Source organism: Bradyrhizobium paxllaeri (genome assembly GCF_001693515.2).
Classification (GTDB): Bacteria; Pseudomonadota; Alphaproteobacteria; order Rhizobiales; family Xanthobacteraceae; genus Bradyrhizobium; species Bradyrhizobium paxllaeri.
Genome location: NZ_CP042968.1, coordinates 5656015 through 5682316, shown reverse-complemented (window position 1 = coordinate 5682316; position 26302 = coordinate 5656015). Strand labels below are relative to the sequence as shown.

The 26302-nt window shown below is 63.8% G+C and carries 23 protein-coding genes; 14 read left to right on the top strand and 9 right to left on the bottom strand.

Annotation, left to right across the window (positions count from 1 at the left end):
* The first annotated feature begins 25 nt into the window (after positions 1 to 25).
* Complete coding sequence (locus LMTR21_RS27150) at positions 26 to 346, top strand: 2Fe-2S iron-sulfur cluster-binding protein (RefSeq protein WP_057835376.1); 321 nt, start codon at positions 26 to 28, stop codon at positions 344 to 346.
* Positions 347 to 360: 14 nt separating this feature from the next.
* On the opposite strand, the gene LMTR21_RS27145 is transcribed toward LMTR21_RS27150, so the two are convergent.
* Both LMTR21_RS27145 and LMTR21_RS27140 read right to left on the bottom strand, forming a co-directional pair.
* Complete coding sequence (locus LMTR21_RS27145) at positions 361 to 1470, bottom strand: alpha/beta hydrolase family protein (protein WP_065752582.1); 1110 nt, start codon at positions 1468 to 1470, stop codon at positions 361 to 363.
* Positions 1467 to 1922 (bottom strand): acyl-CoA thioesterase, encoded by a 456-nt coding sequence (locus tag LMTR21_RS27140; RefSeq protein WP_057835374.1) that lies wholly within the window; start codon positions 1920 to 1922, stop codon positions 1467 to 1469. The genes LMTR21_RS27145 and LMTR21_RS27140 overlap by 4 nt, the downstream gene beginning before the upstream one ends.
* Positions 1923 to 2079: 157 nt before the next feature.
* Between LMTR21_RS27140 and LMTR21_RS27135 the strand changes: the two genes are divergently transcribed.
* Positions 2080 to 3108 (top strand): NAD(P)/FAD-dependent oxidoreductase, encoded by a 1029-nt coding sequence (locus tag LMTR21_RS27135; protein WP_065752581.1) that lies wholly within the window; start codon positions 2080 to 2082, stop codon positions 3106 to 3108.
* Between the two features lie 115 nt (positions 3109 to 3223).
* The gene (locus tag LMTR21_RS27130) at positions 3224 to 3832 is read left to right on the top strand and encodes a DUF2147 domain-containing protein (RefSeq protein WP_065752632.1); all 609 of its coding nucleotides are present in this window, start codon (positions 3224 to 3226) and stop codon (positions 3830 to 3832) included.
* 16 nt (positions 3833 to 3848) lie between these two features.
* Here the strand turns inward: LMTR21_RS27130 and LMTR21_RS27125 are convergent, their stop codons facing one another.
* Positions 3849 to 5846 carry an SGNH/GDSL hydrolase family protein gene (locus LMTR21_RS27125; protein WP_065752580.1) on the bottom strand — a complete coding sequence of 666 codons (1998 nt, stop codon included), beginning with the start codon at positions 5844 to 5846 and terminating at the stop codon, positions 3849 to 3851.
* Positions 5847 to 5934: 88 nt separating this feature from the next.
* A complete protein-coding gene (locus LMTR21_RS27120; RefSeq protein WP_065752579.1) occupies positions 5935 to 6999 on the bottom strand; it encodes a lysylphosphatidylglycerol synthase transmembrane domain-containing protein in 1065 nt (354 codons plus the stop codon).
* Positions 7000 to 7386: 387 nt separating this feature from the next.
* On the opposite strand from LMTR21_RS27120, the gene LMTR21_RS27115 reads away from it, so the two are divergent.
* Entirely contained in the window at positions 7387 to 7893 is a 507-nt protein-coding gene (locus LMTR21_RS27115) for a YciE/YciF ferroxidase family protein (RefSeq protein ID WP_065752578.1), read from the top strand.
* 321 nt (positions 7894 to 8214) lie between these two features.
* The gene (locus LMTR21_RS27110; protein WP_065752577.1) at positions 8215 to 10617 is read left to right on the top strand and encodes an EAL domain-containing protein; all 2403 of its coding nucleotides are present in this window, start codon (positions 8215 to 8217) and stop codon (positions 10615 to 10617) included.
* A gap of 4 nt (positions 10618 to 10621) precedes the next feature.
* Here the strand turns inward: LMTR21_RS27110 and LMTR21_RS27105 are convergent, their stop codons facing one another.
* Positions 10622 to 11056 (bottom strand): hypothetical protein, encoded by a 435-nt coding sequence (locus LMTR21_RS27105; protein WP_057861867.1) that lies wholly within the window; start codon positions 11054 to 11056, stop codon positions 10622 to 10624.
* Positions 11057 to 11126: 70 nt separating this feature from the next.
* Between LMTR21_RS27105 and LMTR21_RS27100 the strand changes: the two genes are divergently transcribed.
* Both LMTR21_RS27100 and LMTR21_RS27095 read left to right on the top strand, forming a co-directional pair.
* A complete protein-coding gene (locus LMTR21_RS27100) occupies positions 11127 to 11732 on the top strand; it encodes a hypothetical protein (protein WP_065752576.1) in 606 nt (201 codons plus the stop codon).
* Between the two features lie 94 nt (positions 11733 to 11826).
* Entirely contained in the window at positions 11827 to 12435 is a 609-nt protein-coding gene (locus LMTR21_RS27095) for a YdcF family protein (protein WP_065752575.1), read from the top strand.
* A gap of 2 nt (positions 12436 to 12437) precedes the next feature.
* On the opposite strand, the gene LMTR21_RS27090 is transcribed toward LMTR21_RS27095, so the two are convergent.
* Positions 12438 to 13778, bottom strand: coding sequence for an aminotransferase-like domain-containing protein (locus tag LMTR21_RS27090; protein ID WP_065752574.1), 1341 nt, complete (start codon positions 13776 to 13778; stop codon positions 12438 to 12440).
* A gap of 175 nt (positions 13779 to 13953) precedes the next feature.
* Between LMTR21_RS27090 and LMTR21_RS27085 the strand changes: the two genes are divergently transcribed.
* Complete coding sequence (locus LMTR21_RS27085) at positions 13954 to 14190, top strand: DUF1127 domain-containing protein (protein WP_065752573.1); 237 nt, start codon at positions 13954 to 13956, stop codon at positions 14188 to 14190.
* A 36-nt stretch (positions 14191 to 14226) separates the two neighbouring features.
* On the opposite strand, the gene LMTR21_RS27080 is transcribed toward LMTR21_RS27085, so the two are convergent.
* A complete protein-coding gene (locus LMTR21_RS27080) occupies positions 14227 to 14652 on the bottom strand; it encodes a universal stress protein (RefSeq protein ID WP_065752631.1) in 426 nt (141 codons plus the stop codon).
* A 160-nt stretch (positions 14653 to 14812) separates the two neighbouring features.
* Positions 14813 to 15367, bottom strand: a complete 555-nt coding sequence (locus tag LMTR21_RS27075) for a SixA phosphatase family protein (protein WP_065752572.1) — start codon at positions 15365 to 15367, stop codon at positions 14813 to 14815.
* A gap of 95 nt (positions 15368 to 15462) precedes the next feature.
* Here LMTR21_RS27075 and LMTR21_RS27070 point away from each other — a divergent pair, with 95 nt between their 5' ends.
* From LMTR21_RS27070 to LMTR21_RS27050, 5 genes are all read left to right on the top strand, one after another.
* On the top strand, positions 15463 to 16971 hold the full coding sequence (locus LMTR21_RS27070; protein ID WP_084030573.1) for an NAD(P)/FAD-dependent oxidoreductase: 1509 nt from the start codon (positions 15463 to 15465) through the stop codon (positions 16969 to 16971).
* Positions 16972 to 17035: 64 nt separating this feature from the next.
* Positions 17036 to 17536, top strand: coding sequence for a peptide-methionine (R)-S-oxide reductase MsrB (msrB, locus tag LMTR21_RS27065; RefSeq protein ID WP_065752630.1), 501 nt, complete (start codon positions 17036 to 17038; stop codon positions 17534 to 17536).
* 188 nt (positions 17537 to 17724) lie between these two features.
* Positions 17725 to 19536 (top strand): flagellar hook-basal body complex protein, encoded by a 1812-nt coding sequence (locus LMTR21_RS27060; protein ID WP_065752571.1) that lies wholly within the window; start codon positions 17725 to 17727, stop codon positions 19534 to 19536.
* Positions 19537 to 19581: 45 nt separating this feature from the next.
* Positions 19582 to 21462 (top strand): flagellar hook-associated protein FlgK, encoded by a 1881-nt coding sequence (gene flgK / locus LMTR21_RS27055; RefSeq protein ID WP_065752570.1) that lies wholly within the window; start codon positions 19582 to 19584, stop codon positions 21460 to 21462.
* Between the two features lie 7 nt (positions 21463 to 21469).
* Positions 21470 to 23347, top strand: a complete 1878-nt coding sequence (locus LMTR21_RS27050; protein ID WP_065752569.1) for a flagellar protein — start codon at positions 21470 to 21472, stop codon at positions 23345 to 23347.
* Positions 23348 to 23418: 71 nt separating this feature from the next.
* Here LMTR21_RS27050 and flbT read toward each other — a convergent pair whose 3' ends face one another.
* Positions 23419 to 23847: a flagellar biosynthesis repressor FlbT gene (gene flbT / locus LMTR21_RS27045; protein ID WP_065752568.1), complete on the bottom strand. Its 429-nt coding sequence runs from the start codon at positions 23845 to 23847 to the stop codon at positions 23419 to 23421.
* A 309-nt stretch (positions 23848 to 24156) separates the two neighbouring features.
* On the opposite strand from flbT, the gene LMTR21_RS27040 reads away from it, so the two are divergent.
* A complete protein-coding gene (locus tag LMTR21_RS27040; protein WP_065752567.1) occupies positions 24157 to 26151 on the top strand; it encodes a flagellin N-terminal helical domain-containing protein in 1995 nt (664 codons plus the stop codon).
* The last annotated feature ends 151 nt before the right edge of the window (positions 26152 to 26302 follow it).

The window sequence follows — 26302 nt, the reverse complement described above, 5'->3', positions numbered from 1 at the left end:
TCAGATTCCGGTAGTACGAGCGATCATGGCCAAAATCCACTTTGTCGACCACACGGGCGAAAAACGAACCATTGAAGTCGAGAACGGCGCGACCGTGATGGAAGCCGCGATTCGCAACGCCATCCCGGGCATCGAAGCCGAATGCGGCGGCGCCTGTGCCTGTGCGACCTGTCACGTCTATGTCGAGGAGGCCTGGCGCGAGAAGGTCGGCGCGCCGACTCCGATGGAAGAAGACATGCTGGATTTCGGTTTCGACGTGCGACCGAACTCGCGCCTGTCATGCCAGATCAAGGTGAGTGACGATCTCGACGGCCTCGTGGTGTCGACGCCGGAACGGCAGGCCTGAACTCCGGACGACGTTCAGCGCGATCCGGCATTGGCGGTCTCAGTGAGATGGTCGTCGACCGCATATAACGCGCAATCGGGCGCGTATTCCGCGCAGGCGGCAAGCGCCGCCTCCGCCGCTTCGTTCGCCGACCGCCGCGCGCCCCTGAAAGCAAAAGCTCCTTTTGGCGAGACGGCAAACGCCCGGTGCGGGCTCGCCGAAAGATAGTCGGCAAATCCCGCGCGTCCCTTGTCGCGCAGTTGCGGCGGCGGCGGAATTGATGATGGCGCCGGCATCGCGGCGATGTCGCGCGTTCCGAGATTCTGATCGCGCAGGAAGCCATCAACCGCTGAAGTCCAGAGCGGGATGCCACGCGAAAACAGAAAATGCCCGTCTTCGCCATGTGGTGGGAAGTCGACGAATTGGGCCCGTCCGCCGGCGCCGGTAAAGCCAGCGTGTATTCTGCGCACCAGTTCAGGCCCGAAGAACCTGTCGTTCTGCGCATAGATCCACAGCGTCGGAATCCGCGACGTCCTGCCGAGCGTGGCGAAGGCGCGGACGAGGGCATCCTCGTCGCAGACCTCGTTGCTGGCGCGCGAACCGCGGCCGCCGGCAAAGTTGATCGCGGCGACGAGGCCCGGCGGCGGATCGGCGGTCAGCGCCAGCGACGCGAAACCGCCGGCGGAGACGCCGACGGCAATCATGCCATCGGTCGAAACGTCGGTCCGGCTCCTCATGGCCTCGATCGCCGCCCGCAGGTCGCTCGCCGACTCGCGGGCCGCCCGCATGTAGTCGCGCCGCTCGCACGGGCCGCTGCTCTCGGCATATTGCCCGCCGGAATCGCCATAGCCCCGGCGCATGAAGACCAGCGCCGCAAAACCCCGCCGGGCGAATTCGAGCGCTTGCCGATAGGATCCGTACGGCGACATCGGCGCCCGCGCCATGCCTTCGCGCGGCGTGCCGTGGCTGATCAAAGCGAGGGGATAGCGGCGCGTGCCCGCGGGCCTGAGCAGCATCGCTTCAAGTCCGCGCGGACCCGCGGCCTCCATCGGAATGCGCAACTCCTCGCGATGATAATCTGCCGCTGCGGCAGATCGTGGCGTGACGCTCGCGATCGCAAGCAGGAGCAGCGCGGCCCACCTCATCCGGGGTCCACGCCGTGGCGGATCCACGGCGCAAATTTCGCCTTCAACTCAGGTGTCAGCGGCACCGGCTTGCGCGTGGCTTCATCGATCAGGACCGTGATCGCGCGCGCCGAGGCGACGCATCTGCCCTCGGAAAACACCACCTGATCGAAGCTCACCGAGGTGCGGCCGAACTTGGCGACGCCGAGCCCCAGTTCGATCTTGCCCGGCCAGTGCAGCTCGGCGCGGAAATGGATGTCGATCCGCACCATGATCCAGCCGAGCCCCTCCGGCATCAGCCCGTAGCTGCGATCCTTCATCAGCGTGACGCGGCCGGTTTCGAAATAGGTCGCGTAAACCGCATTGTTGACGTGCTGGTTGGGATCGAGGTCGGCAAAGCGCACATTGTCCGACAGGCGATAGGGAAAATCTTCCAGGCGCGGGGTCGCGTCGGGACGCAAGGGGGCGTTCACGGGGCCATCTCCGAAAATCTCGCCCTCTTACAGCCCACTTGTCGAATGGCGGCAAGAGGTTGCCGCGGCCGGGAACGCGATATTTGGCTTCCCTGTTGCCGCCGCCTTGGCTAGACAGATGCGGCCTTCCCGACAGTTTAACCGAAAAGAAGCTGATATGAGCGAAGCGATCAAGACAGATGTGCTGATTATTGGCGCGGGTCCGTGCGGACTGTTCGCCGTCTTCGAACTGGGCCTGTTGGACATGAAGGCGCATCTGGTCGACATCCTCGACAAGATCGGCGGCCAATGTGCCGAGCTCTATCCGGAAAAACCGATCTACGACATTCCCGGCATTCCCTTCGTCACCGGGCAGGGCCTCACCGACGCGCTGCTCGAACAGGTCAAGCCGTTCGGCCCGACCTTCCATCTCAACGAGATGGTGGAGACGATCGAGAAGATCGGCGATCCGCTGTTCCGCGTGACGACCGATGCCGGCAAGGTGTTCGAGTGCAAGGTGGTGGTGATTTCCGCGGGCGGCGGTTCGTTCCAGCCGAAGCGTCCGCCGGTGCCGGGCATCGAGGCCTATGAAGGCTCTTCGGTGTTCTATGCCGTGCGCAAGATGGAGCAGTTTCGCGACAAGAGCATCCTGATCGTCGGCGGCGGCGATTCCGCGCTCGACTGGACGCTCAATCTGCATCCGATCGCCAAGCGCGTGACGCTGTTGCACCGGCGCGACGATTTCCGCGCCGCGCCCCACAGCGTCGAGCAGATGCGTGCGCTGGTGGCAAGCGGCAAGATGGATCTGAAGATCGGTCAGGTGACGTCGCTCGAAGGTGAGGGCGGCAAGCTGTCTGGCGCCGTGATGAAGGGCAACGACAACGCGATCTCGAAGATCGAGTGCGATACCATGCTGCCGTTCTTCGGCCTGACCATGAAGCTCGGTCCCGTCGCGAACTGGGGCGTCGCGCTCGAAAACAATCTGGTGCCGGTCGACACCGCCGCGTTCGAGACCAACGTTCCCGGCATCTTCGCGATCGGGGACATCAACACCTATCCCGGCAAGCTCAAGTTGATCCTGTCCGGATTCCACGAGGGTGCGCTGATGGCACAGAAGGCGCACCGCTACGTCTATCCGGACAAGCGGCTGGTGTTCCAGTACACCACCTCGTCGTCGAGCCTGCAGAAGAAGCTCGGGGTGAGCTGAGTTCCCAAAAATGTCAGGCGCGGTGCTTGGTTAACGCGACGATCGCGACTGGAACCGTCCGCGAAATGGCCTTAGTCTGCGGCCATTCATTTAGGGAATTGATCAGGTGATGACGATGCGCAAGCTGACCGGATTTCAACTGGTGCTCTCGATCGTGCTTGGGCTTGTGTTTGCCGGCGAACTGGCCGCACAGCCCGCGGGACCCTCTGCGGCCGGCCTGTGGCAGAAGACCGAGAAAGGCAAGCCGGTCGGATGGTTTCTGGTGGTTGATCGCAACGGCAGCTTCGAGGGCGCGTTCGCCAAGCTGTTTTCTGAGCCCGGCGATCCTCCGAATCCGATCTGCTCGAAGTGCACCGACGACCGGAAGGATGCGCCGTGGCTCGGGCTTTCCTTCATCCGCGAGATGAAGCGCGACGGATTGAAGTATGAGAACGGCAACGTGCTCGATCCGCGCGACGGCAAGATCTACAAAGCGAAGATGACGCTCAGTCCCGATGGACAGACATTGACGATGCGCGGCTATCTCGGCATCTCGCTGTTCGGCAAGGATGAGGTGTGGACGCGACTGCCGGACACGGAGTTGGCGCAGGTCGATCCCGCGGTCATCGCAAAATATCTGCCGGCGTACGCCGCGGCAATGAAGCCACCCGCCGGTCCGGCGAAGGCTCCGGCCGTCAAGAAGGCCACCACTCCAGCGCCCGCGGTACCTGCGCCTGCCAAATAGCAAACGCGCTGCCTTACTAGTTGAGTCCGCCGCTGCGGCCCGGCGGCCGCGGCGCATTCTGTATCTGCATCTGCGCCGGTGGCGCGATCGGCTGCGAGGTGACTTCAGGCACCGCCGCATCGAGTTGCAGCACGGCCGCGGCGGCCGGCGTGGCGGCATCCGCCATGGCGGCATGGCCCTCGGCGCTCGGATGCACCGCGCCGCCATAGACCGCCGACAACACGCCCCAGGTTGCATCATGGATATCGGACGGCTGCTGCGACGTCGGCAAGCCTTGCGGATAGGTCATCGCCGCGAAGTAGCTGTCATTGGCATCGCGGATCCAGCGCGCACGCGGCAGGTAGGCGCGGTACTCGCCGGCGCTGCGGCCGCACACCATCGGCTGGTTGGCGGCCGTGACGATATCGGAATCGAAGCTGTCGCCCTTCGCCGAGAAGCATTGCCGGTCAAATTCGGGATCGCTTTCGGAGCGTGCGCAGAAGCCGTGGCTGGCAAAAGCGGCCTGATGGCTGTCGACGAACGTCATGCGGTCGGTGCGCGGATTGCGGCACAGGATGCCGCCCTCGCAGAGCGCCAGCCCTCGTAGCTGCGGCAGGAATTCGTTTTCGACGAAGTTGGACACGGCGGTCAGCCGCTGCGGCTGGGCGTTGAAGGAGGGATGAATGTCGAAGCCGCCGCGTCCGCCGGGGCAGGGCGCACCGCCATTCGCAAGCGTCGGATTGGCGTAGGAGGTGTAGACGACCCGCGACAGGTCGCCACCGACAAGGGGCTTGAGCGCCTCGCGCAGCTTGGCAAAGCCCTGCGGCAGATCCCGCGCCATCGCGCTGCGTGCGTCGTCGACCGAAGCCATCACGCCGCTGCGCCGGAACAGCGCGCGCTCGGTCGCGGTGTCCACGATGACGTCGGCGACGAGACCGGAGAAGTAGATGTCGTTGGCGCCGATCGACAGCAGCACCAGGTCGAGCTGGCGGTCCGCCTGCCGGCGCTTCGCGGCGGCGAGGGCGTCGCGCAGTTCAGCCAGCTGTCCGTTGACGGTGCCCTGGCACGCGCCGCCCGATTTCGACGGCAGGCAATCGCGGGCGCGCTGCGAGCCGAACAGTCCATCGGCAATGGTGGCGCCGGTGCAGGCCAGCGGCAGATAGGTCACCGCGATGTGCGGATATCTGATGGCGAGCGCCAGTGCGGTCCGGGTCTGGTAGCTGTAGAGCGAACGGTGACAGGCGGGGTTGAACCAGAGCGCACTCTGCCGCTGCCAGACGGCGAGGGAATCAGGCGCCTCGCAGGCGCGCCCGCCTTTGTAGTTGGCGCGGCTCGGCCGGTAATATTGCGCGGCCGCCGTTCCGAGATAGGAGCGGAAGCAAAAGCCTTCATCGGCGAGCGCAATCGGGCGGTCCGGATTTCCTTCGCCGGAAGCGACGCTGTCGCCGAGGCCTGCGATGAAGATGTCGCGCACCGCGATCTCGGTGAAAGCGCGCTGGGTGCCTTCCGATGAGGATATGTCGGCGGTCACGACTGTGGTGCGGCCGTAGCGGACCCGCAGATTGACCGGTTCGGCGCAGTCGAAGGCGGAAGTTTGCGGGCCATCGCCGTCGTCGACCGTCCAGGCGCAGGTGGCACCGACCGGCACCGGGCCCGTCAGGCGGATCACGACGGGATGATCGATCGGCGTCAGATAGCTTTCCTTGACGTTGTCGCGCATGCAGGGCTCGCTGACGCGGCCGGCGAGATCGATGCAGAGCCGGTTCACGGTGTTGCGCGCCCAGCCGCGACCGTCGCTCTGGATTGCCAGCACCTGCTCCGACGCCAGCACGCTGCGGCCGCGCCCTGCTTCTGCGTGCAGCAGGAAGTCCCGCTCCTCGCGGAACAGGCGGAAGCGGTTGCGCACTTCCCAGGAAATCTGCAGCGGCCCATAGCCACCGGCGGTCTGGGCCTGCGCAACGGAGGCGTGCATGCCGGCCAGCCCGGCGGCAATCAGCACGACCGACATCATCGAACGTATGAGAATTCCAGCCATGGCGCCGTTTGACGTTAGCGGTAAGGCAGAAATAAGAGAATGAGGCAGCTCCGGCCCAAAAGACCAGATGGCGCAGATAACGACGGCGTTACTGGCCGCGGGATTGGCGGCCCTCGACACGTTGCCGCACCCTGGCCTTGGCGGTGCAGGCTTCGCTGAGCCGGCGGCGTTCCAGCCAGGGCTGCACCACGCTGAGCCAGAGCTCGCGCGTCCCCATGATCCAGATCGAGATGCCGAAGGGAATCATGAAGTAGAGGATCCGAAACACCACCAGCGTCGCCAGCAATTGTTCCTTGCCGAACTGCGGCAGCGCCACCAGCATTGCCGCGTCGAACACACCGATGCTGCCGGGCGCGTGACTGGCAAATCCGAGCAGCGTCGCCAGGATGAACACCACCGCCAGCGAAACGAAATCGATATGCGGTGACATCGGCATCAGCAGATACATTGCCAGCGCGCAGAAGCCGAGATCGACGACGCCGATCAGGACCTGCAGCAGCGTCAGCCGCGCCGAGGGCAATACGACTTTCCAGCCGTTCTGCCCGAGCTCGCGGCGGCCTTTGCCCATCAATAGCCAGACGAAATACGCAGCGATGCCGGTCAGACAGCCGATCGCGATCAGCCGGTTCATCGCCGGCGGCAGCAGGTCCATCGCCGATGCCGCTTCGGGATGCCAGGCCATGCCGCAGCCGAGCACGAACAGATTGCCGAGCCAGAAGGTGAGGCCCGAGAGAAAGCAGATTTTTGCGACATCGATCGCCGTCAGGCCGTAGTCGGAATAAATCCGGAACCTGATCGCGCCGCCGGTAAAGACCGTGGCGCCGATATTGTGGCCGATGGTGTAGCTGGTGAAGCTCGACAGCGCAGCGATGCGGTAGGGGACGTGGTTCTTGCCAATGGTTCGCAATGCGAAGAAATCATAGAAGGTCAGCGTGCAGAACGCACCCACCACACACAGCGCCGCCAGCGCGATGCGATGCGGCGCGATTTCGGTCAGCGCAGTCAGAATCACCCCGGTATCGACACCCTTGAGGGTGCGAACCAGATGGGTAATCGCAAGAGCTATGATGAGAAGACTCGCAGCGATTCCTAGCCGTTTCCAGCCGATCTTCTCCTTGAAGCCGCGCCCGAGCGCGGTCAGCAGCCGATGCATTCATCCTCCCGGCGGGGCGGCAATACGTAAAGGTTGGCCTGTCACGACAGGTGACAGTCGACGGGCAGAGGCACCGTGCGGGCAACCCATAAGCCAAAACCTGGCCGTTGTGCAGCCCTTGACAAGCATGCCTTTTGGCTTCGCTCGCCGTCTTTGTCATACGCCCTACATATGTCGCCGCGTTAACGATTTTGAGTCGCAATGAGGTCCGTTCTGCGGACTGTTTTTGCCGCAAGCGTTCCCTCGTTCCATCGCGACGTCTTCGGGTGGCTTTAGGAACATGCTTTTTGCGACCCGGTTAGCCCTGCATCAGCATCGACCACGAAGCGCACGACCGGCCTGGACGAAGGCCTGACCTCGCGCGTTTCCAAACGAAGGACGACCGCAATGGGACTCTTCACCCAAGACATCAAGACCATGAACGACCTGTTCATCCATCAATTGCAGGACATCTATTACGCTGAGAAACAACTCGTGAAGGCGTTGCCGAAAATGGCTGAAAAGGCCACCGACAAGCAGCTAAAGCAGGGCTTTTTGACGCATCTCGACGAAACCAGGACGCATGTGCAGCGCCTCGAAGAGGTGTTCCGCATGCACGGCGCCGAGGTGAAGGCCGTCGATTGCCCGGCAATCGACGGCATCATCGAGGAAGCCGATGAGGTCGCGGGTGAGGTCGTGGACAAGAACGTGCTGGACGCAGCGCTGATCAACGCCGCGCAGGCCGCCGAGCACTATGAAATTACCCGCTACGGCAGCCTGATTGCGTGGGCGCGGCAGCTTGGACGCAACGATTGCGCCAGCATCCTGCAGCAGACGCTCGACGAGGAAAAGATGACCGACAAGAAGCTGACCTCGCTGGCGGAAGGCAAGGTCAATTTGCGCGCGGCGAGCTGATCGTCGCCCTGGTTGAGGCAAAACGCCGCGCGGGAAAATATCCCGCGCGGCTTTTTCGCGCGGGAGGCCGGCTACATTCATGTTTCGATATCTAGCGAAATGTTTTGTTGGGCGGACGTCACGACGCTTCGCGGGCATTTCGTTGCATGAAAGCGATTCGGAAGCCGAAACCGTGATGTTTGCTAACGCCCGTTAACCATCGGGGTGCTGCGGCCGGTTGAGTTCCAAAAGTTTTGTTCACCATCCGCGCAACCGGATCGCGGCGGTTACTCCAAATATACGAATGGGACCGTTGTTACAGACTGCTGGGGAGTGTCTGTAATGTACCGCGTCTTAACCTGCCTCACGACTGAACATGATTGGCGCCTGGTCGTATTGGCAGGCACCATCTGCTGGCTCGCCAGTGCTGTCGCCATCAGCCTGTTTCATCGCGCCAGGGCATCGCGCGGCCGAACGCGTGCGGTCTGGATCGCTCTCGACGCGGCCGTCGGAGGCTGCGGAATCTGGGCCACTCATTTCGTCGCGATGCTGGCTTACGATCCGGGCGCGGGCGCCGGATACAGCATACCCGTCACCTTGTTGTCGCTGGTCTTTGCGATAGCCATCGTGGCCACCGGCCTTTGCATTGCGTTGTCCAGTGCACGCCAGTGGGTGGTTGCCCTTGGCGGCGCCGTCATCGGCGGCGGTGTCGCAGCGATGCACTATACCGGCATGGCGGCGCTCGAGCTGCCGGCGTTCATTGTATGGTCGCACGGCCTCGTGTTGGCCTCGATCGTGTTTGGCAGCCTGTTCGCGGCCATTGCGCTTCTCGTCGCGGTACGCCGTGACAATCCCGTCTATACCATGGCCGCCACCGGACTGCTGACGGTTGCCATCGTCTCGCATCATTTCACGGCGATGGGCGCGGTCACACTGATTCCCGATCCGACACTGGGCACCGACACGATGTCGATTTCTCCGACCGCGCTATCGTTCCTGACGGCGGTCGCGGCCTTCGCCATCCTCGGCCTGTCGCTGCTCGCGGCCATGATCGACCGCCGCGCGAAAGGCGAACTCCATAGTCAGAAAGTCCTGCTCGATACCGCGCTCGATAACATGTCGCAGGGGCTGTGCATGTTCGATGCGGATGGCCGCATCCTGCTCAACAACCAACGCTATGCCGAAATGATGGGGCGGACCGGCATGACGCTCCAGGGCCGTTTGCTGCTCGACGTGCTCCGGCAGCAGAAGGCGCTCAATCGCTGGGACGGCGATCCCGATCAGTTCGTCGCCAGCGTGATTGCCGCGGCCAAGGCCGGCGACAGCGTGACCAGGACGTTGACCCGCAACGGACGGTCGATCCGCGTGGTCGATCAGCCCAAGAACGGCGGCGGGTGGGTCGCAACCTTCGAAGACATCACCGAATGGCAGCAGGTCCAGGAACAGATCTCGCACATGGCGCGCCATGACGCGCTGACCAACCTGCCGAACCGGATACTGTTTCGCGAGCAACTCGAAAAAGCCCTGCGGCTCGCCAAACGCACCGATCAGCTCGCGGTGCTCTGTCTCGACCTCGACCACTTCAAGGACATCAACGATTCGCTCGGCCATCCCGTGGGCGATGCGCTGCTCAAGCAAGTCGCGCGTCGCCTCGGCGAATGCGTCACCGAGAATGACACGGTGGCGCGGCTCGGCGGCGACGAATTCGCCATCGTGCAGTTCTGCCACGATTGCGATCCGTCCGCCGTCGCCTTGCTCGCCAGCCACGTGGTCGAGCAGGTTTCAGCGCCTTACGAGATCGCCGGCCACCAGCTCGTCATCGGCGTCAGCATCGGCATTTCGCTGGCGCCGGAGGACGGCAAGAATCCCGACGAACTTCTCAAGAAGGCCGATCTCGCGCTCTATCGCGCCAAGGAGGACGGCCGCGGCACCTATCGTTTCTTCGAGACCGGGATGGACGCCCGCGCGCAGGCGCGGCGGCTCCTGGAACTCGACTTGCGCGCGGCGCTGCAGCGCAAGGAATTCGAAGTCTACTACCAGCCGATCCGCGACGTCGCCAAAGACGTCGTCGTCGGCTTCGAAGCCCTGGTGCGGTGGAATCATGCCTTGCGTGGCATGATCTCACCGGCCAACTTCATTCCGCTGGCGGAGGAAACCGGGCTGATCGTGCCGATCGGCGAGTGGGTGTTGCGTCAGGCCTGCATGGACGCGGCCCGGTGGTCGCGCGATGTCGGTGTCGCCGTCAATCTCTCTCCGGTGCAGTTCAAGAATCCCAATCTGGTACTGAGCGTGAAGGAGGCGCTGAAAGCCTCCGGCCTTCCGGCGCACCGGCTCGAGCTCGAGATCACTGAATCGGTATTGCTGCAGAACAGCGAGGCCACGCTTTCGGTTCTGCACGAGCTGCGCGCCTTCGGGGTGCGGATTTCGCTCGACGACTTCGGAACCGGATATTCCTCGCTCAGCTACCTGCGCAGCTTCCCGTTCGACAAGATCAAGATCGACCGCTCTTTCGTCACTGAACTCGCGACGCGCGACGATTCGATGGCGATCGTCCGCGCCGTGACCGGCCTCGGCAAGAGTCTCGGCATCGTCACCACGGCGGAAGGCGTCGAGACCGACGAGCAGTTCGACCTGTTGCGCCAGGAAGGCTGCACGCAGGCGCAAGGTTACCTGTTCAGCCCGCCGCGTCCCGTGGCCGAAGTCGAAACCATGCTGTCGAAGGCACGCGCACAGGCCGTCGCCTGATTCCTCAGGCCTTGCGCAGCGCGAAATGCGCGCCGCAAAACGCCATCACCGCGCCGAGGCACAGGGCTGCGAGGCCGGCGAGCACGCCCGATACGGTCGGCACCGGGCTCGGCGCCGAGGCGGCCTGTCCGGCGCCGGCGAGGATCAGCACGCCGACCACGATGAGGAACTGCCGCATCCGCTGCGGAATCTGGCCCGAAGCCGCGCCATGCATCAAATTGGCGGTGAAGTAGCCGCCGGAAAAGCCCACGGTCGCGATCAGCCACCACGCGATCGCCGCGCCTGCAGGCATGAATTCGCCGGTATTGGACCGCCACAGGCCGCCGAGATCGAGCCCGTAACGCGCGCCCAGCATGTGCACGGCGAGCGCCAGCAGCACGCCGGAAACGATTGCGCCGGCCAGAATCAGGCGGCGCGGAAAATAAGTCGTCTGGGCCATGGCCCGCTTGTAAGGTAAAGCCGGCGCGCCGCGCAAGCAGGCGGCCCGCAAACGACACGGATATTTTGAATTGCCGACATCACTACCGAATCAGGCAACGGACGGCGAGGGCGCACGCACGCTCAGCTACGCCTACAAGGCGTCGTTGGTCTCGTCGGCGCAACAGTTCGAACTGACGGACGCCGGATTGTCATGGCGGATCGGCAGCCGGTCCGGTGTATGGCCCTATGCCGAGATCGCTTCGGTCCGTCTGTCGTACCGACCGATGTCGATGCAAGCCCGCCGCTTTCGCGCCGATATCAAGAGGACGGGTGGCGGAAAGATCGCCATCGTTTCGACGAGCTGGCAGACGGTCACGTTGATGACGCCACAGGATCAGGGTTACCGCGCCTTCATCACCGAGTTGCACCGCAGAATGAAAGCGGCCGGCAGCAAGGCGTCCCTGCTCGGCGGTATCGGGACGATGACCTATGCCACGGCGGTCGTGATGCTGGCCTTGCTGGCCACCGCCATGGTCGGGCTTCTGGTGCGCGCGCTCGCGACGTCCGAATTCACCGGCGCGCTGTTTCTGGTCGGCATCGCCATCTGGTTTGCCTGGACCATCGGCGGCTTCATCAAGCGCAACCGGCCGCGCCGCTATACGTTCGACGAATTGCCCGAGACATTGCTGCCGTAACCGGCTTCGCAATCAAGCGACATGGAACGTGATTTCGTCAAGGCCGAAGGGCGCGGCACTCTGTGCGCCGTCCTCTGGTAGCAGGCGAGATGCCGTGATCACATCAACGACGCGATTGCCGACGGAAGCGGAAATTGCCGCGATCAATGCGCGGCATCTGGTCGAGACGCCGCTGCGGCCGGCCGACCTGCTGTTCGTGTTCGGCACGCGCGAGGATGTCGACCAGCGCGTCGACGAAGCCTGCCGGCTGTGGCGGAAGGGATATTTCCGCTGGGCCATCGTGAGCGGCGGCGTGACGCCGGGATCGGACCGGTCGGAATGCGCCGTCATTGCCGACGCCATGATGGCGCGCGGCGTCCCGGCCGACATCATCCTGAGAGAGGATCGCGCGATGAACACCGGCGAGAACGTAATCTTCTCGCTGCCCATCATCGACGCCGCGCTGGGGCTCGGCAACATCCGCAGCGTGATTTGCCTCGGCAATACCTGGACCGCGCGCCGCTATCCGATGACGCTGCATCGGCACTGGCCGGCAGTGGAGAAGATGCTGGTCACGGTCGACAGCTTCAAGACGCCACGGGCGCTTTGGCACACCGACGCCGAATTCTGCCGCCGCATGCTCCGTGAATGGGACAAGATCGAGCCGTACAAGGCCAGCGGCTTCATCGCGGAGTGGCCGGCGCGCGAAACCTGCGACCGATAGCGCTATTCGGTCGTATCGACGTCCTCTTTCGCCGTCAGCATGCCCGACAGCGTTCGTAGCGCCAGATCGAGCTGTTCGGTGCTGGGGGCGCCGAGCGCCAGGCGGACGGCGTTGGGGGCATGGCCGGGGATCACGGCGAAGGTGGTCGAGGGCGTCAGCGCGATGTCGCGCCGGGCCGCGGCCGCGACAAAAGTCTGCGAGCGCCAATGTTGGGGCAAAGTGAGCCAGAGGTGGTAGGATTTGGCGTTGGCCTGGATTTCGAAGCCGGCGAGATATCTGGCCGCCATCTGCTGGCGCCGGGCCGCATCGATTCGTTTCAGGCGTGACAGTTCGGCAACCGTGCCATCAGCCATCAGCCGCTGTCCGGCGGCAAAGGCAAATCCGGAAGCCGTCCATCCGCCCGATCGAACCGCAGCCATGACGCGTTCGCGCAGATGCGGCGGCGAAACGATGAAGCCGAGCGCAAGGCCGGGCGCCACCTTCTTCGACAGGCTGTCGAGCGTGATGCAGCTATCGGGCGCGAGTGCGGCCATCGGCGTTTCTTCGTCGAGAAAGCCATAGACCGTGTCCTCGATCACGGTGAGGCCGAGCTTCTCGACGACGCGGAGCAGGTCGGCCCGGCGCGCCTGCGGCATGGTCATGCCGAGCGGATTTTGAATCGTCGGTTGAAGGTACAGCGCCGACAAATGCGCTTCACGGTGCGCCTTCTGCACCGCGTCCGGGCGCACGCCGTTCTCGTCCATCGCGAGTGGCACCAGCGTGACGCCGAGCCTGGCGGCGATGTCCTTGATGAAGGGATAGGTCAGCGCCTCGACACCGCAGCGCCCGCCGCTGGGCACCATCGCCGCAAGCGCGGCAGCGATGCATTGCCTGCCGTTTGCGGTGAAAACGAGCTGATCGGGGGCCGGGGTCCAGTCCTCGCGGGAGAGAAATTCGGCGGAAATGGTCCGCGCCGCCAGCGTGCCTGTCGTGGTCGAGTGCCGCAACGCGAGATCGAGCACTTCGGGGCGCTCCAGACCGGCCAGGCTTCTTGCGATCATCGCCGATTGCGTCGGCAGGATCGGGTAGTTCACTTCCAGATCGATGCGCGCGCCGCGTGGCTCAGTCGGCATGGCGACACCGCGGCGCGTCTCGCCTGAGACGAAGGTGCCGCGCCCGACTTCGCCGACCACCAGGCCCCGCCGCAACAGCTCGGTGTAGACGCGGCTCGCGGTCGAGACCGCGATCTTCCGCTCGTAGGCGAAGCTGCGCTGCGGCGGCAGGCGGTCGCCTGGCTTGAGCGCGCCATTGGCGATCTCGGCGGCGACGGTATCGGCAAGCTTCAAATACTCGAACTTTGACATTATTGCACCGAGAGCAATGTTTCCCTTGCACCGAGAAATGTATCGGATCATTTTGAACCCATCAAGCCTGAGATTGCACTGAGAGGGGTGCAAGCAATCGGATCAATAGGCGCAAGCGCATTGGGCGTTTGCGCCAGCGGCAGCGCTTTGCCGCGCAACAGCAAGGAGAAGGACGATGACGACGCTATCCCAGACGGCAGGCCAGCCTGCGTCCCGAAACGCGCGGACCGGATTTTTCCGTCTGCTCGGTGGCTGGGTGAACGGCGTCGTCACTTATTTTGCGCACCGCGAAGCCGTCAAAACGCTGAGCGAACTGGACGACCGCGCGCTTCGCGATATTGGCGTCGAGCGTAGCCAGATCGAGACGGCCGTGCGCGGCCTGATTGATCCGACGTTCGGGCGAATGATGTGAGATAACGGGCGCCGCCATTCTACGGCGGCGCTACCCTCAGTGCCGGACCACGAGCACCGAACACTTGGCATAGCGCACCACGTGGCCGGCATTGGAGCCGAGGAAATAGGTCCGCATCGCCGGCCGGTGTGAGGTCATCACGATCAGGTCGGCCTTGATCGCGGCGGCCTCTTCGAGGATCTCATGATAGATCCCGCCCTTTCGCACTGCGGTGGAAATACGCGGTGCGGCGATGCCGGATTCCGACGCGACGATTGCGAGCGCTTCCTCCGAGGTGGCGCGCTGCTGCGCATCGAAATCGGCCGGCACATATTCCGCCAGCATCACCGGCGTCATCGGCAACACATTGAGCAGGCGCACCGAGCCGTTCCAGGTCTGTGACAGCGTTGCCGCGGTCGCGATCGCGGGCTTGGCCAGATCCGTGTCGGCGAGATCGATCGGCACGAGAATCGACTTGAACATCTGCGCCTCCGGCTTCCGGCCGGTCCGGTTCCGATTTGTCAGAACTCGACGCCAGCCCATTGTTTTGACGCGTTTTCTTTTTACGCGAACTTGTTGCTAATTCGCTCGAAAACGGGTCATGGCCAGCTTAACACGGGCAGGCTTGGATGTCCGCGCGGGCTCAATCGTCCAGCGCCTGCTTGAGCAGTTTCGGGCTGGTGAAGCGAACGAGCTTGCCGCGGCGGAACGCCACCTCGCTCCAGTCGTCGGTCGCGAAATCCAGGATGGCAAGGCCAGCGGTCGGCAGATTGCCTTCAAGCGCTTTCTTCGCTGCCGCGTCCCCGCTGCCGGCGAGCATCAGTGCCAGCTCATGCATGCCGGGATTGTGGCCGATCAGCATCAGCCGCGCGGGGTCGGTGACGTCAGCCATGCGGATGATGTGCAGGAGCTGTGTCGGCTCGGCGCCGTAGAGTTCGTCAAGCTGTTCGACCTGCGGCTGCGGCAGCCGTTCCCGCACTGCATCCTTCATTGCATCGCGAGCGATTTCCCACGTCTGGCGCGCCCGCACTGCGGTGGAAACCAGAACGGCATCGGGAAGCGGCGGATGTTGGCCGATCCAGGTTCCAATGGCGGCGGCATCCAGCCGCCCGCGCTCGTCGAGACGGCGGTCCTGGTCATGGCCCGAAGGCGCGTCATGTTCGGTCTTGGCGTGACGCAGCAGCATCAAACGGCGCATGGGCGCAATCTCGATTCGGTCTTAGTCTGGACTAATCTACAAGCTCATGTCCCGGACAAGGTGACAAGCGCCGCAGCGGTCCGTTAAGAAACGCTATGCCCGAGACTTTCACAAGTGCGACCAACGGCCCCGATGACGACGCGCCTTTTCGCTCGCGTCTCTCATTCGACCTCGATGTTGACATTTGCGTGGTGGGAGCCGGCCTTGCCGGTCTCACGGTAGCGCTGGAGGCCGCGCGGCTCGGCGCCAGCGTCGCCGTGCTCGAGGGACGGCATGTCGGCTGGAACGCGTCCGGCCATCAGCTCGGCACGGTGATGCCGGGCTACAGTCTTCCGATCGGCGACCTGATCGAGCGCGTCGGCCTCGATGACGCGCGCGAATTGTGGGCGCTGTCGAAGGAGGGCGCCGATTACGTTCGTGCTGCCGCGACCGAAGAGGCGATATCAGGCATTGCGCTGAGCGAGGGCGCGCTGGAGGTCTCCAATGTCGACGCCGGCGAAACGCTGATCAGCCGGCTGCAGATGCTGAGCGAGGATTTCGAGACCGAGGTCGAGGGGTGGCAGATCGATCGCGTTCGCGATCAACTGGGCACCGGGCGTTATTTCCACGGCATCTACTATCCGCGCGCGTTCCAAATCGACGGCCGCAAATATATCCACGGCCTTGCCGCGCAGGCGAGGCGGGCGGGCGCGCGCATCTTCGAGGATACGCCCGTCGTCAGCATCGATCCATCAGGCATTCGCAAGCGCATCGTGACGCCGTCGGCGCGGCTGCGCGCCTCGCATATTGTGCTGGCCGGCAACGTTCACCTCGGCGCGCCCTTGCGCCGCCTGTCGGAGACGTTGCTGCCGGTCTGGCGCTATGCCGCGGTGACGGAGCCGCTCGGCGAGCGGCTTGGCGAGGTGATCGCCTTCAGGGGATCGGTAACCGACAGCGACGGCATCGATCATTTCCGAATCGTCGACGGCGACCGGCTGATGTGGGCGAGCCCGGAAACCACCTGGGAGGCGCGGCCGCACCGCTTCGGCCCGGCCATCCAGCGCCGCATTGCGACCGTTTTCCCCAAGCTCGGCAAAGTCGCGATATCGGACGTGTTCGGCGGCGCGGTCGGGGTGACCGTGCACGGCATGCCGCAGATCGGCCAGCTCCGCAAAGGGCTATGGGTCGCGAGCGGCTTCGGCCGGCAGGGACTGAACACCTCGGCGATGGCAGGGCAGGTGATCGCGCGCAGCATCCTGTGGGGCGAGGACCGCTGGAAACTGTTCTCGCCGTTCGAGTTGGTCTGGGCGGGCGGCGCCACCGGCCGCGCCGCCGGCCATCTGATCGGCCTGTGGGGGCGGGGCCATTCCGCCGCCGCGGGCGCGCTGGCCCGTTACCGCGAGGGCGCCCGGGCCCGGGAACGGGTGCGTGAGGCGCGGCTGGCGGAGGCCAACCGGCAGGCCGGAACCAGGCCACCGCACCGTCCGCCGCCAGGTGCGCCGCGCCCGGTGCGGCCGCAGCCGCTGCGGCCGGCGGAGGCACAGGACGGCGGGATGCCCGCCATGGCCCCGCAGGAGAGCATGACCTCGCATGAAAGTGAGAAAATCCGGGACGGTTCCGTGTAACGTGGACGTTGCCGGCCCGTATTTGATGGCGAACCGTTACGTCCGCTACGCACGGAGATTTGCCATGTTCGACCGCCGTATCCTGCTCGCATCCGTCGCCGGCCTGTTTGGCCTGGCTGCTTTCCGCTGGCTGCGCACCACGCCGGCGCAAGCCGCGGAGAAATTCGAGGTCGAAAAGACCGACGCCGAATGGCGCGCGCAGCTCACGCCGCAGCAATATGAGATCCTTCGCAAGCACGGCACCGAGCGGCCGGGCTCGAGCCCGCTGCTGAAGGAAAAGCGCAAGGGCATTTTTGCCTGCGCCGGCTGCGACCTGCCGCTGTTCTCCTCGGACACCAAATATGACAGCGGCACCGGCTGGCCGAGTTTCTGGCAGCCGCTCGACAATGCGCTCGGCAAAACCGAGGACCGTACCTTCGGCATGACGCGCGTCGAAGTGCATTGCCGCCGCTGCGGCGGCCATCTCGGCCACGTCTTCGAGGACGGACCGAAGCCGACCGGCTTGCGCTATTGCATCGACGGATTTGGGCTGGTGTTTCACCCCGCCGGGCCTTCGGCTTCGTAAGCCGCGCACCCGGCAATTGTTGCCCCGCCCGGCAAATGTGCCCCGGTCCCTGGACCGGGGCTTTTTTCTTAAGGTATTGATTTTTATCGATTTTGTTGTTTGGCACAACGCTTGCGACATCTTCTCCCGACGCGGCCTGGGATCACTTGGATCGGCGAGCCGCCCGGATCGAATTTGGAGAACATGTCATGGGTATCTTCGGCGCTCTCACCACCGCGGTCGGCGGCCTTCGCGCCAACTCCTACGCGCTGGAAAACGTCTCGGGCAACATCGCCAACTCGCAGACCACGGCGTTCAAGCGCATCGATACCTCGTTCCTGGATCTCATCCCGCAGACCGCCACCACCGCGCAGCTTGCCGGCGGCGTCACCACGCAATCCCGCTCCACCAACTCGGTGCAGGGCGACGTGCAGACGGCCTCGGTCGCGACCTTCATGGCGATCAACGGCAACGGCTTTTTCGCGGTGCAAAAGCCCGGCAACTTCACCGACGGCACGCCGGTGTTCGACGGCGTCGACCGCTTCACGCGTCGCGGCGACTTCCAGCTCGACAAGAGCGGCTATCTCGTCAACGGCGCCGGCTATTATCTGCAGGGCGTGCCGATCGACCCGACCACGGGCAACCCGTCCGGCAGTTCGCCGCAGGTTCTAAGGTTCCAGAACGACTTCCTGCCGGCGCAGCAGACCACCAGGATCGACTATCGCGCCAACCTCGCCAGCTATCCGCTGACCACCAAGCATGACGTTTCCGTTCCCGGATCGGAGTTGATCGTGCCCGGATCGTACAGTGCCGGACACAATCCGCTGGCGCTTGGCACGCCTGCGGCGCCCTATACCGACGCATCGCGAAGCGGCACCACCCAGAACAACAAGGCGACGCCGTCGGTTGCAAATACGGCCACGACCCTGCTCAGCGGCATTGCCGGCAGCAACTCGATCTCCACCAATTTCGTCGCGGGCGACACCATCACGGTCAACGGCCAAACCCTCACCTTCATGGCGTCGGGCACCGCCGTCGGCGCCAACGAGATCAACGTCGACGACAACATCGGAACCTTGCTGGCCAAGATCGACGCGCTCCAGCAAACTTCAACCCCGTCCACGATCGCGTCCGGCTCGATCACGCTGCACTCCGGTACGAACTTCAATCTCTCGATCTCAAGTTCGAACACCGCAGCCTGGGCCGCCCTCGGCTTTACCGGTACCGTGACGGCGCAACGCGGCGGTGGCGGCGGCGTCGGCACCGGCCAGGTCGTCGGCAACGACAACTCGACATTCCTTGCCGAGTCGATAGCGGGTGGTGCGGTCACGACGTACGATATCTCGGGCGCGCCGGTGAACCTGCAATTCCGCTGGGCCAAGGTCGACAGCGCTTCGCTTGGCGCCGGCCATACCGACACCTGGAACCTGTTCTACCAGGTCAATCCCAACGCAACCGGCACTCAGGTCTCGTGGCAGAACGTCAATACCAACTTCACCTTCTCGGCCTCAGGCCAGATGACGCCGGCGATTCCGTCGGTGGAGCTTACCAATGCCGTCGTCAACGGCGTCGCGCTCGGCAGTCCCGTCATCAACTTTGGCACCGGCGGTGTCACCCAGTTTGCGGACGCCAACGGCAACGTGCAGGTCAACCAGATCCAGCAGGACGGCTTCCCGGCCGGCCAGCTGCAGTCCGTCGGCGTCGGCACCAACGGTCGAATCGTTGGCAACTATTCCAACGGCCGCAACCTCGACCTCGCCGAAATCTCGGTCGCGACCTTCAACGGCACCAACTTCCTCAAGCGCGTCAATGGCGGCGCGTTCGAGATGACCGACGGATCCGGACAGGCGCTGTATGGCAAGGCCGGAACCATCGTCGGTTCGTCGCTGGAAGGATCAAACACCGATATCGCCGACGAGTTCACCAAGCTGATCGTCACCCAGCAGGCTTACTCGGCCAACACCAAGGTGATCACGACTTCCAACACGATGGTGCAGGATCTGCTGAACGTACTGCGCTAGTTCCGCGACACCGTTCGGGATGCGATTTGAGATGGGCAATTAGTCATGGGTTTGAGTCAAGCTCTCTCTACCGCGATGTCCGGCCTGCGCGCGACGCAAGCCGCGATCGCGCTGGTCGGATCTAACGTCGCCAACGCGGAAACGCCTGGTTACGTCAGGAAGTCGATCATCCAGTCCGCCGGCGTGACCGGCGATTACGGTTCGAGCGTTCTGCTCCACGGTGTCGACCGGCAGCTCGACCAGTATCTGCAGACGCAACTGCGCACCGAAACCTCGGGCGCCGCCTATGCCGATATTCGTTCGACTTTTCTGGCCAATCTGCAGAACGTTTACGGCAATCCGGCTGAAACCGGCACCATCGAGGATTCCTTCAACAAGCTGCTGACGGCCTTCCAGGGCCTGCAGACCAGCCCGGATTCGCAGTCGGCGCGGATCAGTGCGGTCGCCGCTGCGCAGACGATGGCGCAGACGCTCAATGCGGCGACGCAGGGAATTCAGGCGCTTCGCGCCAATGCCGAGATGGGCATCAACGATTCCATCGTGACCGCGAACAACGCGATGGCCCAGATCGCGTTCATCAACAACCAGCTTCAGAACAACGGCAAGACCGACGCTGCGACGGCCTCGCTGCTGGATCAGCGCGATCAATACATCACGCAATTGTCGAGCCTGATGGATATCAGGACGGTCGTCAACGACCTCAACCAGGTGACCGTATTCACGAACTCTGGCGTGCAATTGGTCGGGACCGAAGCGGCACAGCTAAGCTTCAATCCTCAGGGCACGATGACGCCCAACACGTTGTATAACGTCGATCCGACCAAGAACAACGTCGGCACCATCACGATCAATTTCCCGCATGGCGGCAGCTACGATCTGGTGTCCACCAACTCGATTCGCTCGGGCAAGATCGCCGCCTATCTCGAGCTGCGCGACGACACGCTGGTGAAGGCGCAGACGCAGATCGACCAGTTCGCGGCGTCGATGTCGAGCGCGCTGTCGGACAAGACCACCGCGGGCACTGCCGCTCCCGCGTCCGTCCTGCCGCAGGTCGGTTATGATCTCGATCTGACGGGATTGCAGTCAGGCAATGTCATTAACGTCAGCTACAAGGACAACACCACCGGCATCACGCACAATCTCTCGATCGTGCGCGTTGACGATCCGAGCGTGCTGCCGCTCAGCAACACCACGACGCTCGATCCGAACGACGAAGTGCTCGGCATCGATTTTTCCGGCGGCATGGCGTCGGTAGTCTCCCAGCTCAACGCCGCGCTAGGGGCGAGTGATCTGCAGTTCTCAAACCCGTCGGGATCGACCCTGCGCGTGCTGGATGACGGCGCGGCAAACCGTTCGGACGTGCTGGCGGCATCGGTCACCACGACGATGTCGTCGCTGACCAGCGGCAATCCCCAGCTGCCGCTGTTCACCGACAATGGTGGGCTTTTTAGCGGCGCAATTACCGCCAGCGGTTCGCAGATGACGGGCCTCGCCGGCCGCATCAGCGTCAATACCGCTCTGCTCGGCGATCCCTCGCGCACCATCGTGTTTTCCACCAGCCCGCTCACGGCCGCGGGCGACACGACGCGCGCCGATTTCATTCTCGCGCAATTGCAGACGGGCAGCTATCGCTACTCGCCGCAGACCGGCATCGGGACCACCGGCGCTCCGTTCACCGGCACGCTGGTCAACTTTGCCAAGCAGTTCATCAGCCAGCAGGGCGAAGCCGCGACTGCCGCCAAGCAACTCGCCGACGGTCAGTCCGTGGTGCTGAACACCCTGCAGAAGAAGGTGACCGATGCCTCGGGCGTCAATATCGACGACGAGATGGCTCACCTGCTAGCGCTGCAGAATGCCTATTCCGCCAACGCGCGCGTAATGTCGTCCATCAAGCAGATGTACGACACGTTGATCCAGGCCATGTGAGGGTACCATGTCGATCGATGGCGTTAACGGCAGGACGTCCTATATCGGGACCTCGATCCTCAATATCCGCAAGCAGCTCGATGATCTGACGCAGCAACTCGCCAGCGGCCGGGTCTCGACGACCTATGCAGGGCAGGGCGCCAATCGCGGCTTTGCGCTGAGCCTGCGCGCGCAGGTCAGCAGCATTGATGCGTTCGCCGACACGGCAAAGAACGTCAACACAAGGCTCAATGTCGTCAATCTCGCGCTGCAGGGAATGGTCGACATCGGCACGTCGGTGAAGAGCGCGGCCAGTACGTCGACCATCGTGCTCAACAACAACGGTCAGACTTCCGGCCAGATCACGGCGCAGGCGGCATTTTCGAATGCGGTGTCGCTGCTCAACAGCCAGGCGGGCGACCGCTATCTGTTTTCCGGCCGCACCACCGACACGGCAGCGACGGTGTCGGCGGACGTCATGCTCGATGGCTTGGGAACGCAGGCCGGGTTGAAGCAACTGATCAACGAACGCCGCCAGGCCGATCAGGGTGTCGGCAACATGGCGCATCTGACCGTCTCGTCGCCGCCATTGACGACGACCGTGACCAGCCTCGCCGAGGACGGCTCTTCGTTCGGGCTGAAACTCGGTCCGATCAGTTCATCGCTGACGGGCGCGACCGTGACGCAGCCGACCGGCACGCCGCCGGCCGCCACCGTCGACCTCGGCGCCGTCAATCCGAACGATGGCGACAAGATCACCTTCAACTTCAACCTGCCTGACGGCACCACCGAAGCGATCACGCTGACCGCGACGACGACGAACCCGCCTCCGGCCGGCTCGTTTCTGATCGGCGTCGATACGGCCGCAACCACCGCGAACCTGCAGGCGGCGATGACGTCCTCGATCCAGACGCTAAGCGACACGGCGCTGGTCGCCGCGTCCGCCATCGCCGCATCGGACAATTTCTTCAACCCGTCCGCGACCGTCACCGGAAGTGCGGTCAACAACCAGGCCGCGGTGCCGGCGCCGATCACCGGCGCCACGCTGTTGTCCGGCGCGGCGGGAACGGATTCGCTGGCCGCGAGCTTTGCGGCAGGCGATACCATCACGGTCAACGGCACGCCGATCACCTTCGTCGCATCGGGCGCGACCGGCAACCAGCTCAACATCACCGATAATGTGCAGACCTTGCTGGCCAAGATCGATTCGATCTCCGGCGCCACGACGCCGTCGACCGTCACCGGCGGCGTGATTGCGCTGCACGGCGCCGACGGCGCGAGCTTGACGGTTTCGAGTTCGAACGCGGCCGCGTTTGCGGCGCTGGGGTTCAGCGCCACGGCAAGTGCAGATCCGGCGCCGCTGCGCGTCAACGGCCCGCCGTTTGCGACTGCTACCAATCTGATCGCCGGTACATCTGCCAACACCGTGTCGTGGTACACCGGCGAGGTCGGCACCGATCCGGCGCGTGGCACCGCGATCGCGCGCATCGATCAGTCGATCACGGTGCAGTATGGCGCGCGCGCCAACGAGCAGGCGTTGCGCTACCAGTTGCAGAACATCGCGGTGTATTCCGCGGTCACGACCAATGCCGCCAATCCGAATTCGAAGGCGCAGGTGAACGCGCTGCAACAGCGGATTTCAGCAAACCTGGCGCCGCAAAACGGACAGCAATCGATTCAGGACATCCAGGCGGAGGTTGCCGGCGCGCAGAACGCCATCAAGGCGTCGACCGATCGCCAGACCCAGCTCAAGGGAATGGCGCAAACCATGCTCGACCAGATCGAGGGCATCAACCAGGACGAGGTGGCGACCAAGATCCTGGCGCTGCAAACCGCGCTGCAGGCCTCGTATCAGACCACGTCGATGCTCTACCAGACCACGCTGACCAAGTTCCTGCCGGTCTGATCGCAAGCCGGTTCGCGCCCAACGAAAAGGCCTCCTTGCGGAGGCCTTTTCTTTTCAGGTGCGAGCGGTGGTTACGCGGATTTGCGATCGGGCTGCCCGGACGATTGCATTTTACGGGCGCTTTCCAGGATCTGCTCTTCATGGCCGATCAGCTTCTTGGCTTCCTTCAGCGCGTGGTAGAGATCGCCGTTCAGAGTGAAGTTGTTGATGCCCTCGATGAAGGGCCATGCGCTCGGCATTGTCGTGAGGATATCGCGCACCAGGCTGAAATAGGTCGGGTGGTGCGCCATCGGGTCCGGCGACAGGTACATGAGCTGCACCGCGAGATATACCAGCTTGGCCGGCGTGTCGGCGGTTTCCGGGGTGAGAATGTCCTTCTCGCGCAGGATCGGAATCCGGTCGCCGTCGATCAGCAGCCTGGCACGCTGATCGGTGTTGGTGACCACGCAGGCGCCGATGATGATTCGCTCGTGCGGTTTGAGCTCGACTTTCAAGGCCATGCCTGTTCTCCCATTGGCGCTTTTCGCGCGTTGTCGTGCCCGCCGGCAGATTCGGCATCCTTCCCGATGATGGTTAACCAATGGTGAAGATGCGACTTGTGCCCATTTTACGGGCCTTTCCTGCACCTGATCCGTAGGAATACGGAAGCCCGCCCGTGCAGCGAATTAATTTCGAATTCACCGCCTTCCCGCGCACCTTATCCGACCAAATTCATTTTTTCTTAGAGACTTGCTTCCAGAGTGAGCCGTCGCCCGATCGAGAGGTCGGGATCATGGCTCGTTTGATTTCACACCAGAAAGGTATGAAAGATGTCCGGTATTGTTCTCTCCGCGTCGGTTCGCCAGAACCTCCTCTCGCTGCAGTCGACCGCCGATCTGCTCGCCACCACGCAGAATCGCCTTGCCACCGGCAAGAAGGTCAACACGGCCCTCGATAACCCCACCAACTACTTCACCGCGGCTTCGCTCGATGCGCGCGCCGGCGACATCAACAATCTCCTCGACGGCATCGGCAACGGCGTGCAGGTCCTGCAGGCTGCCAACACCGGCATCACCTCTCTGCAGAAGCTCGTTGACTCCGCCAAGTCTGTCGCCAATCAGGCGCTGCAGACGACGGTCGGTTACTCGACCAAGTCCTCGTTCACCTCCGTCGTGATCGACGGTGCAACGGCCGACAATCTCGTCGCCGATCAGGCCCCGACCAACGCCGCGTTCACCGGTGCTTCAGCCCCGCAGCGCGCTGCGTATACCAGCACCGCGGTGGCTACCCCGGGCGGCCAGCTCCAGACGGCCGGCCCGATCAACGCGACCGATTCGTCGCTTCTCTCGCAACTCACCGTTGCGGTCGCCGCTAACGATACGCTGGTTGTCAACGGCAAGACGATCACGTTCCAGGCTGGCGCGAATGGCCTCGTCGGTTCGGGCAACGCCTATACGATGGGTGTCGATACCTCGCTGAGCGATTTGATGACTGCGATCGACACGCTGTCGGGCAACACGACCCCGGCCAACGCCTCGACGGCAACGGGCGGCATCATCACCTTGAGGTCCGGTACGGCCGCCGACCTCGTCGTGACCGGTACCGCGGCCGTCGCGCTCGAAATCAACACTGCCGCTCAAAGCACTGCTACCCGTGGCGGTGGCGCCGTGACGGCCGGTGCCCTGGCCGGCACCACCAAGCTGAGCGTCGGCGACGGCACGGCTCCTTCGCTGTCGAACGCCTTCGCGGTCGGTGACACCATCACCGTCAACGGCAAGACGCTGACCTTCGTGGCCGCGAACACGATCGGCAACGATCCGAACGAAATCAAGATCGACAGCGACGTCACCAACCTGCTGGCGAAGATCGACGGTCTGACCGGCTCGTCGACGGCCTCGACGATCACCGGCGGCCAGATCACGCTGAACACCGGCACGCTGAGCGACCTGACGCTATCCAGCAGCAATGCTGCAGCTCTCACCGCGCTCGGTCTGCCAGGCGGCGTGACGCAGGCTCGCACGGAGGTCCCGGGCGTGCTGGAAGGCAAGACCCTGAGGATCGGTGCGACCGGCGGCGGCGTTGCCACCGACATCGTGTTCGGCGAGGGTGCGGGCCGCATCTCGAACCTCAACCAGCTGAACGAGGCTCTCGCCGCCAACAACCTGCAGGCCACGTTCGTGTCCGGCAAGCTGACGATCACCACGACGAACGAAGCGGCCTCGGCCACGATCGGTGCGATCACCGGTTCCGCGGTTGGCGCCGGCCAGGCGTTCGCCGCCGGCACCACGGCTCCGGCTCCGGTTGTTGATCCAGATGCCAAGCTGACCCGTGACAACCTGGTCATTCAGTACAACAACATCATCAATCAGATCACCACCACCTCGCAGGATGCGTCCTTCAACGGCATCAATCTGCTCGGCGGTGACACTCTGAAGCTGACGTTCAACGAAACCGGCAAGTCCACGCTGAGCATCCAGGGCGTGAACTTCAACCCGGCCGGCCTCGGCCTCGACGTCCTGACCACGGGCGCTTTCAAGGACAACGCTGCGATCAACGATATCGTGACGGCGCTGAACGGCGCGTCGACCACGCTGCGCTCGCAGGCTTCGGCCTTCGGTTCGAACTTGTCGATCGTGCAGATCCGTCAGGACTTCTCGAAGAACCTGATCAACGTGCTGCAGACCGGCTCGTCGAACCTGACGCTGGCCGACACCAACGAGGAAGCGGCGAACAGCCAGGCGCTGTCGACCCGCCAGTCGATCGCGGTGTCCGCGCTGGCGCTGGCCAACCAGAGCCAGCAGAGCGTGCTGCAGCTGCTCCGCTAATCGCGGCAGCGACGCAGAACTTCAGAACGGCGGGGGAAACCCCGCCGTTTTTCTTTCGCGAGCGAGCGGCGAGTATCGGCCGCGCAAACAAAAAAGCTTCTTCAGGAAAATTTGGTTTGCGATCTTAATTCCATCAGAACCGATGGCGGGC

Coding starts and splice junctions, on each gene's coding strand:
- LMTR21_RS27105 (WP_057861867.1), bottom strand. CDS start 11,056: ATGGCCCAGACGACTTATTTTCCGCGCCGCCTGATTCTGGCCGGCGCA.
- LMTR21_RS27040 (WP_065752567.1), top strand. CDS start 24,157: ATGTCCGGTATTGTTCTCTCCGCGTCGGTTCGCCAGAACCTCCTCTCG.
- flgK (WP_065752570.1), top strand. CDS start 19,582: ATGGGTTTGAGTCAAGCTCTCTCTACCGCGATGTCCGGCCTGCGCGCG.
- LMTR21_RS27125 (WP_065752580.1), bottom strand. CDS start 5,846: ATGGCTGGAATTCTCATACGTTCGATGATGTCGGTCGTGCTGATTGCC.
- LMTR21_RS27145 (WP_065752582.1), bottom strand. CDS start 1,470: ATGAGGTGGGCCGCGCTGCTCCTGCTTGCGATCGCGAGCGTCACGCCA.
- LMTR21_RS27135 (WP_065752581.1), top strand. CDS start 2,080: ATGAGCGAAGCGATCAAGACAGATGTGCTGATTATTGGCGCGGGTCCG.
- LMTR21_RS27115 (WP_065752578.1), top strand. CDS start 7,387: ATGGGACTCTTCACCCAAGACATCAAGACCATGAACGACCTGTTCATC.
- msrB (WP_065752630.1), top strand. CDS start 17,036: ATGTTCGACCGCCGTATCCTGCTCGCATCCGTCGCCGGCCTGTTTGGC.
- flbT (WP_065752568.1), bottom strand. CDS start 23,847: ATGGCCTTGAAAGTCGAGCTCAAACCGCACGAGCGAATCATCATCGGC.
- LMTR21_RS27130 (WP_065752632.1), top strand. CDS start 3,224: ATGCGCAAGCTGACCGGATTTCAACTGGTGCTCTCGATCGTGCTTGGG.
- LMTR21_RS27070 (WP_084030573.1), top strand. CDS start 15,463: ATGCCCGAGACTTTCACAAGTGCGACCAACGGCCCCGATGACGACGCG.
- LMTR21_RS27080 (WP_065752631.1), bottom strand. CDS start 14,652: ATGTTCAAGTCGATTCTCGTGCCGATCGATCTCGCCGACACGGATCTG.
- LMTR21_RS27085 (WP_065752573.1), top strand. CDS start 13,954: ATGACGACGCTATCCCAGACGGCAGGCCAGCCTGCGTCCCGAAACGCG.
- LMTR21_RS27060 (WP_065752571.1), top strand. CDS start 17,725: ATGGGTATCTTCGGCGCTCTCACCACCGCGGTCGGCGGCCTTCGCGCC.
- LMTR21_RS27110 (WP_065752577.1), top strand. CDS start 8,215: ATGTACCGCGTCTTAACCTGCCTCACGACTGAACATGATTGGCGCCTG.
- LMTR21_RS27090 (WP_065752574.1), bottom strand. CDS start 13,778: ATGTCAAAGTTCGAGTATTTGAAGCTTGCCGATACCGTCGCCGCCGAG.
- LMTR21_RS27150 (WP_057835376.1), top strand. CDS start 26: ATGGCCAAAATCCACTTTGTCGACCACACGGGCGAAAAACGAACCATT.
- LMTR21_RS27050 (WP_065752569.1), top strand. CDS start 21,470: ATGTCGATCGATGGCGTTAACGGCAGGACGTCCTATATCGGGACCTCG.
- LMTR21_RS27075 (WP_065752572.1), bottom strand. CDS start 15,367: ATGCGCCGTTTGATGCTGCTGCGTCACGCCAAGACCGAACATGACGCG.
- LMTR21_RS27120 (WP_065752579.1), bottom strand. CDS start 6,999: ATGCATCGGCTGCTGACCGCGCTCGGGCGCGGCTTCAAGGAGAAGATC.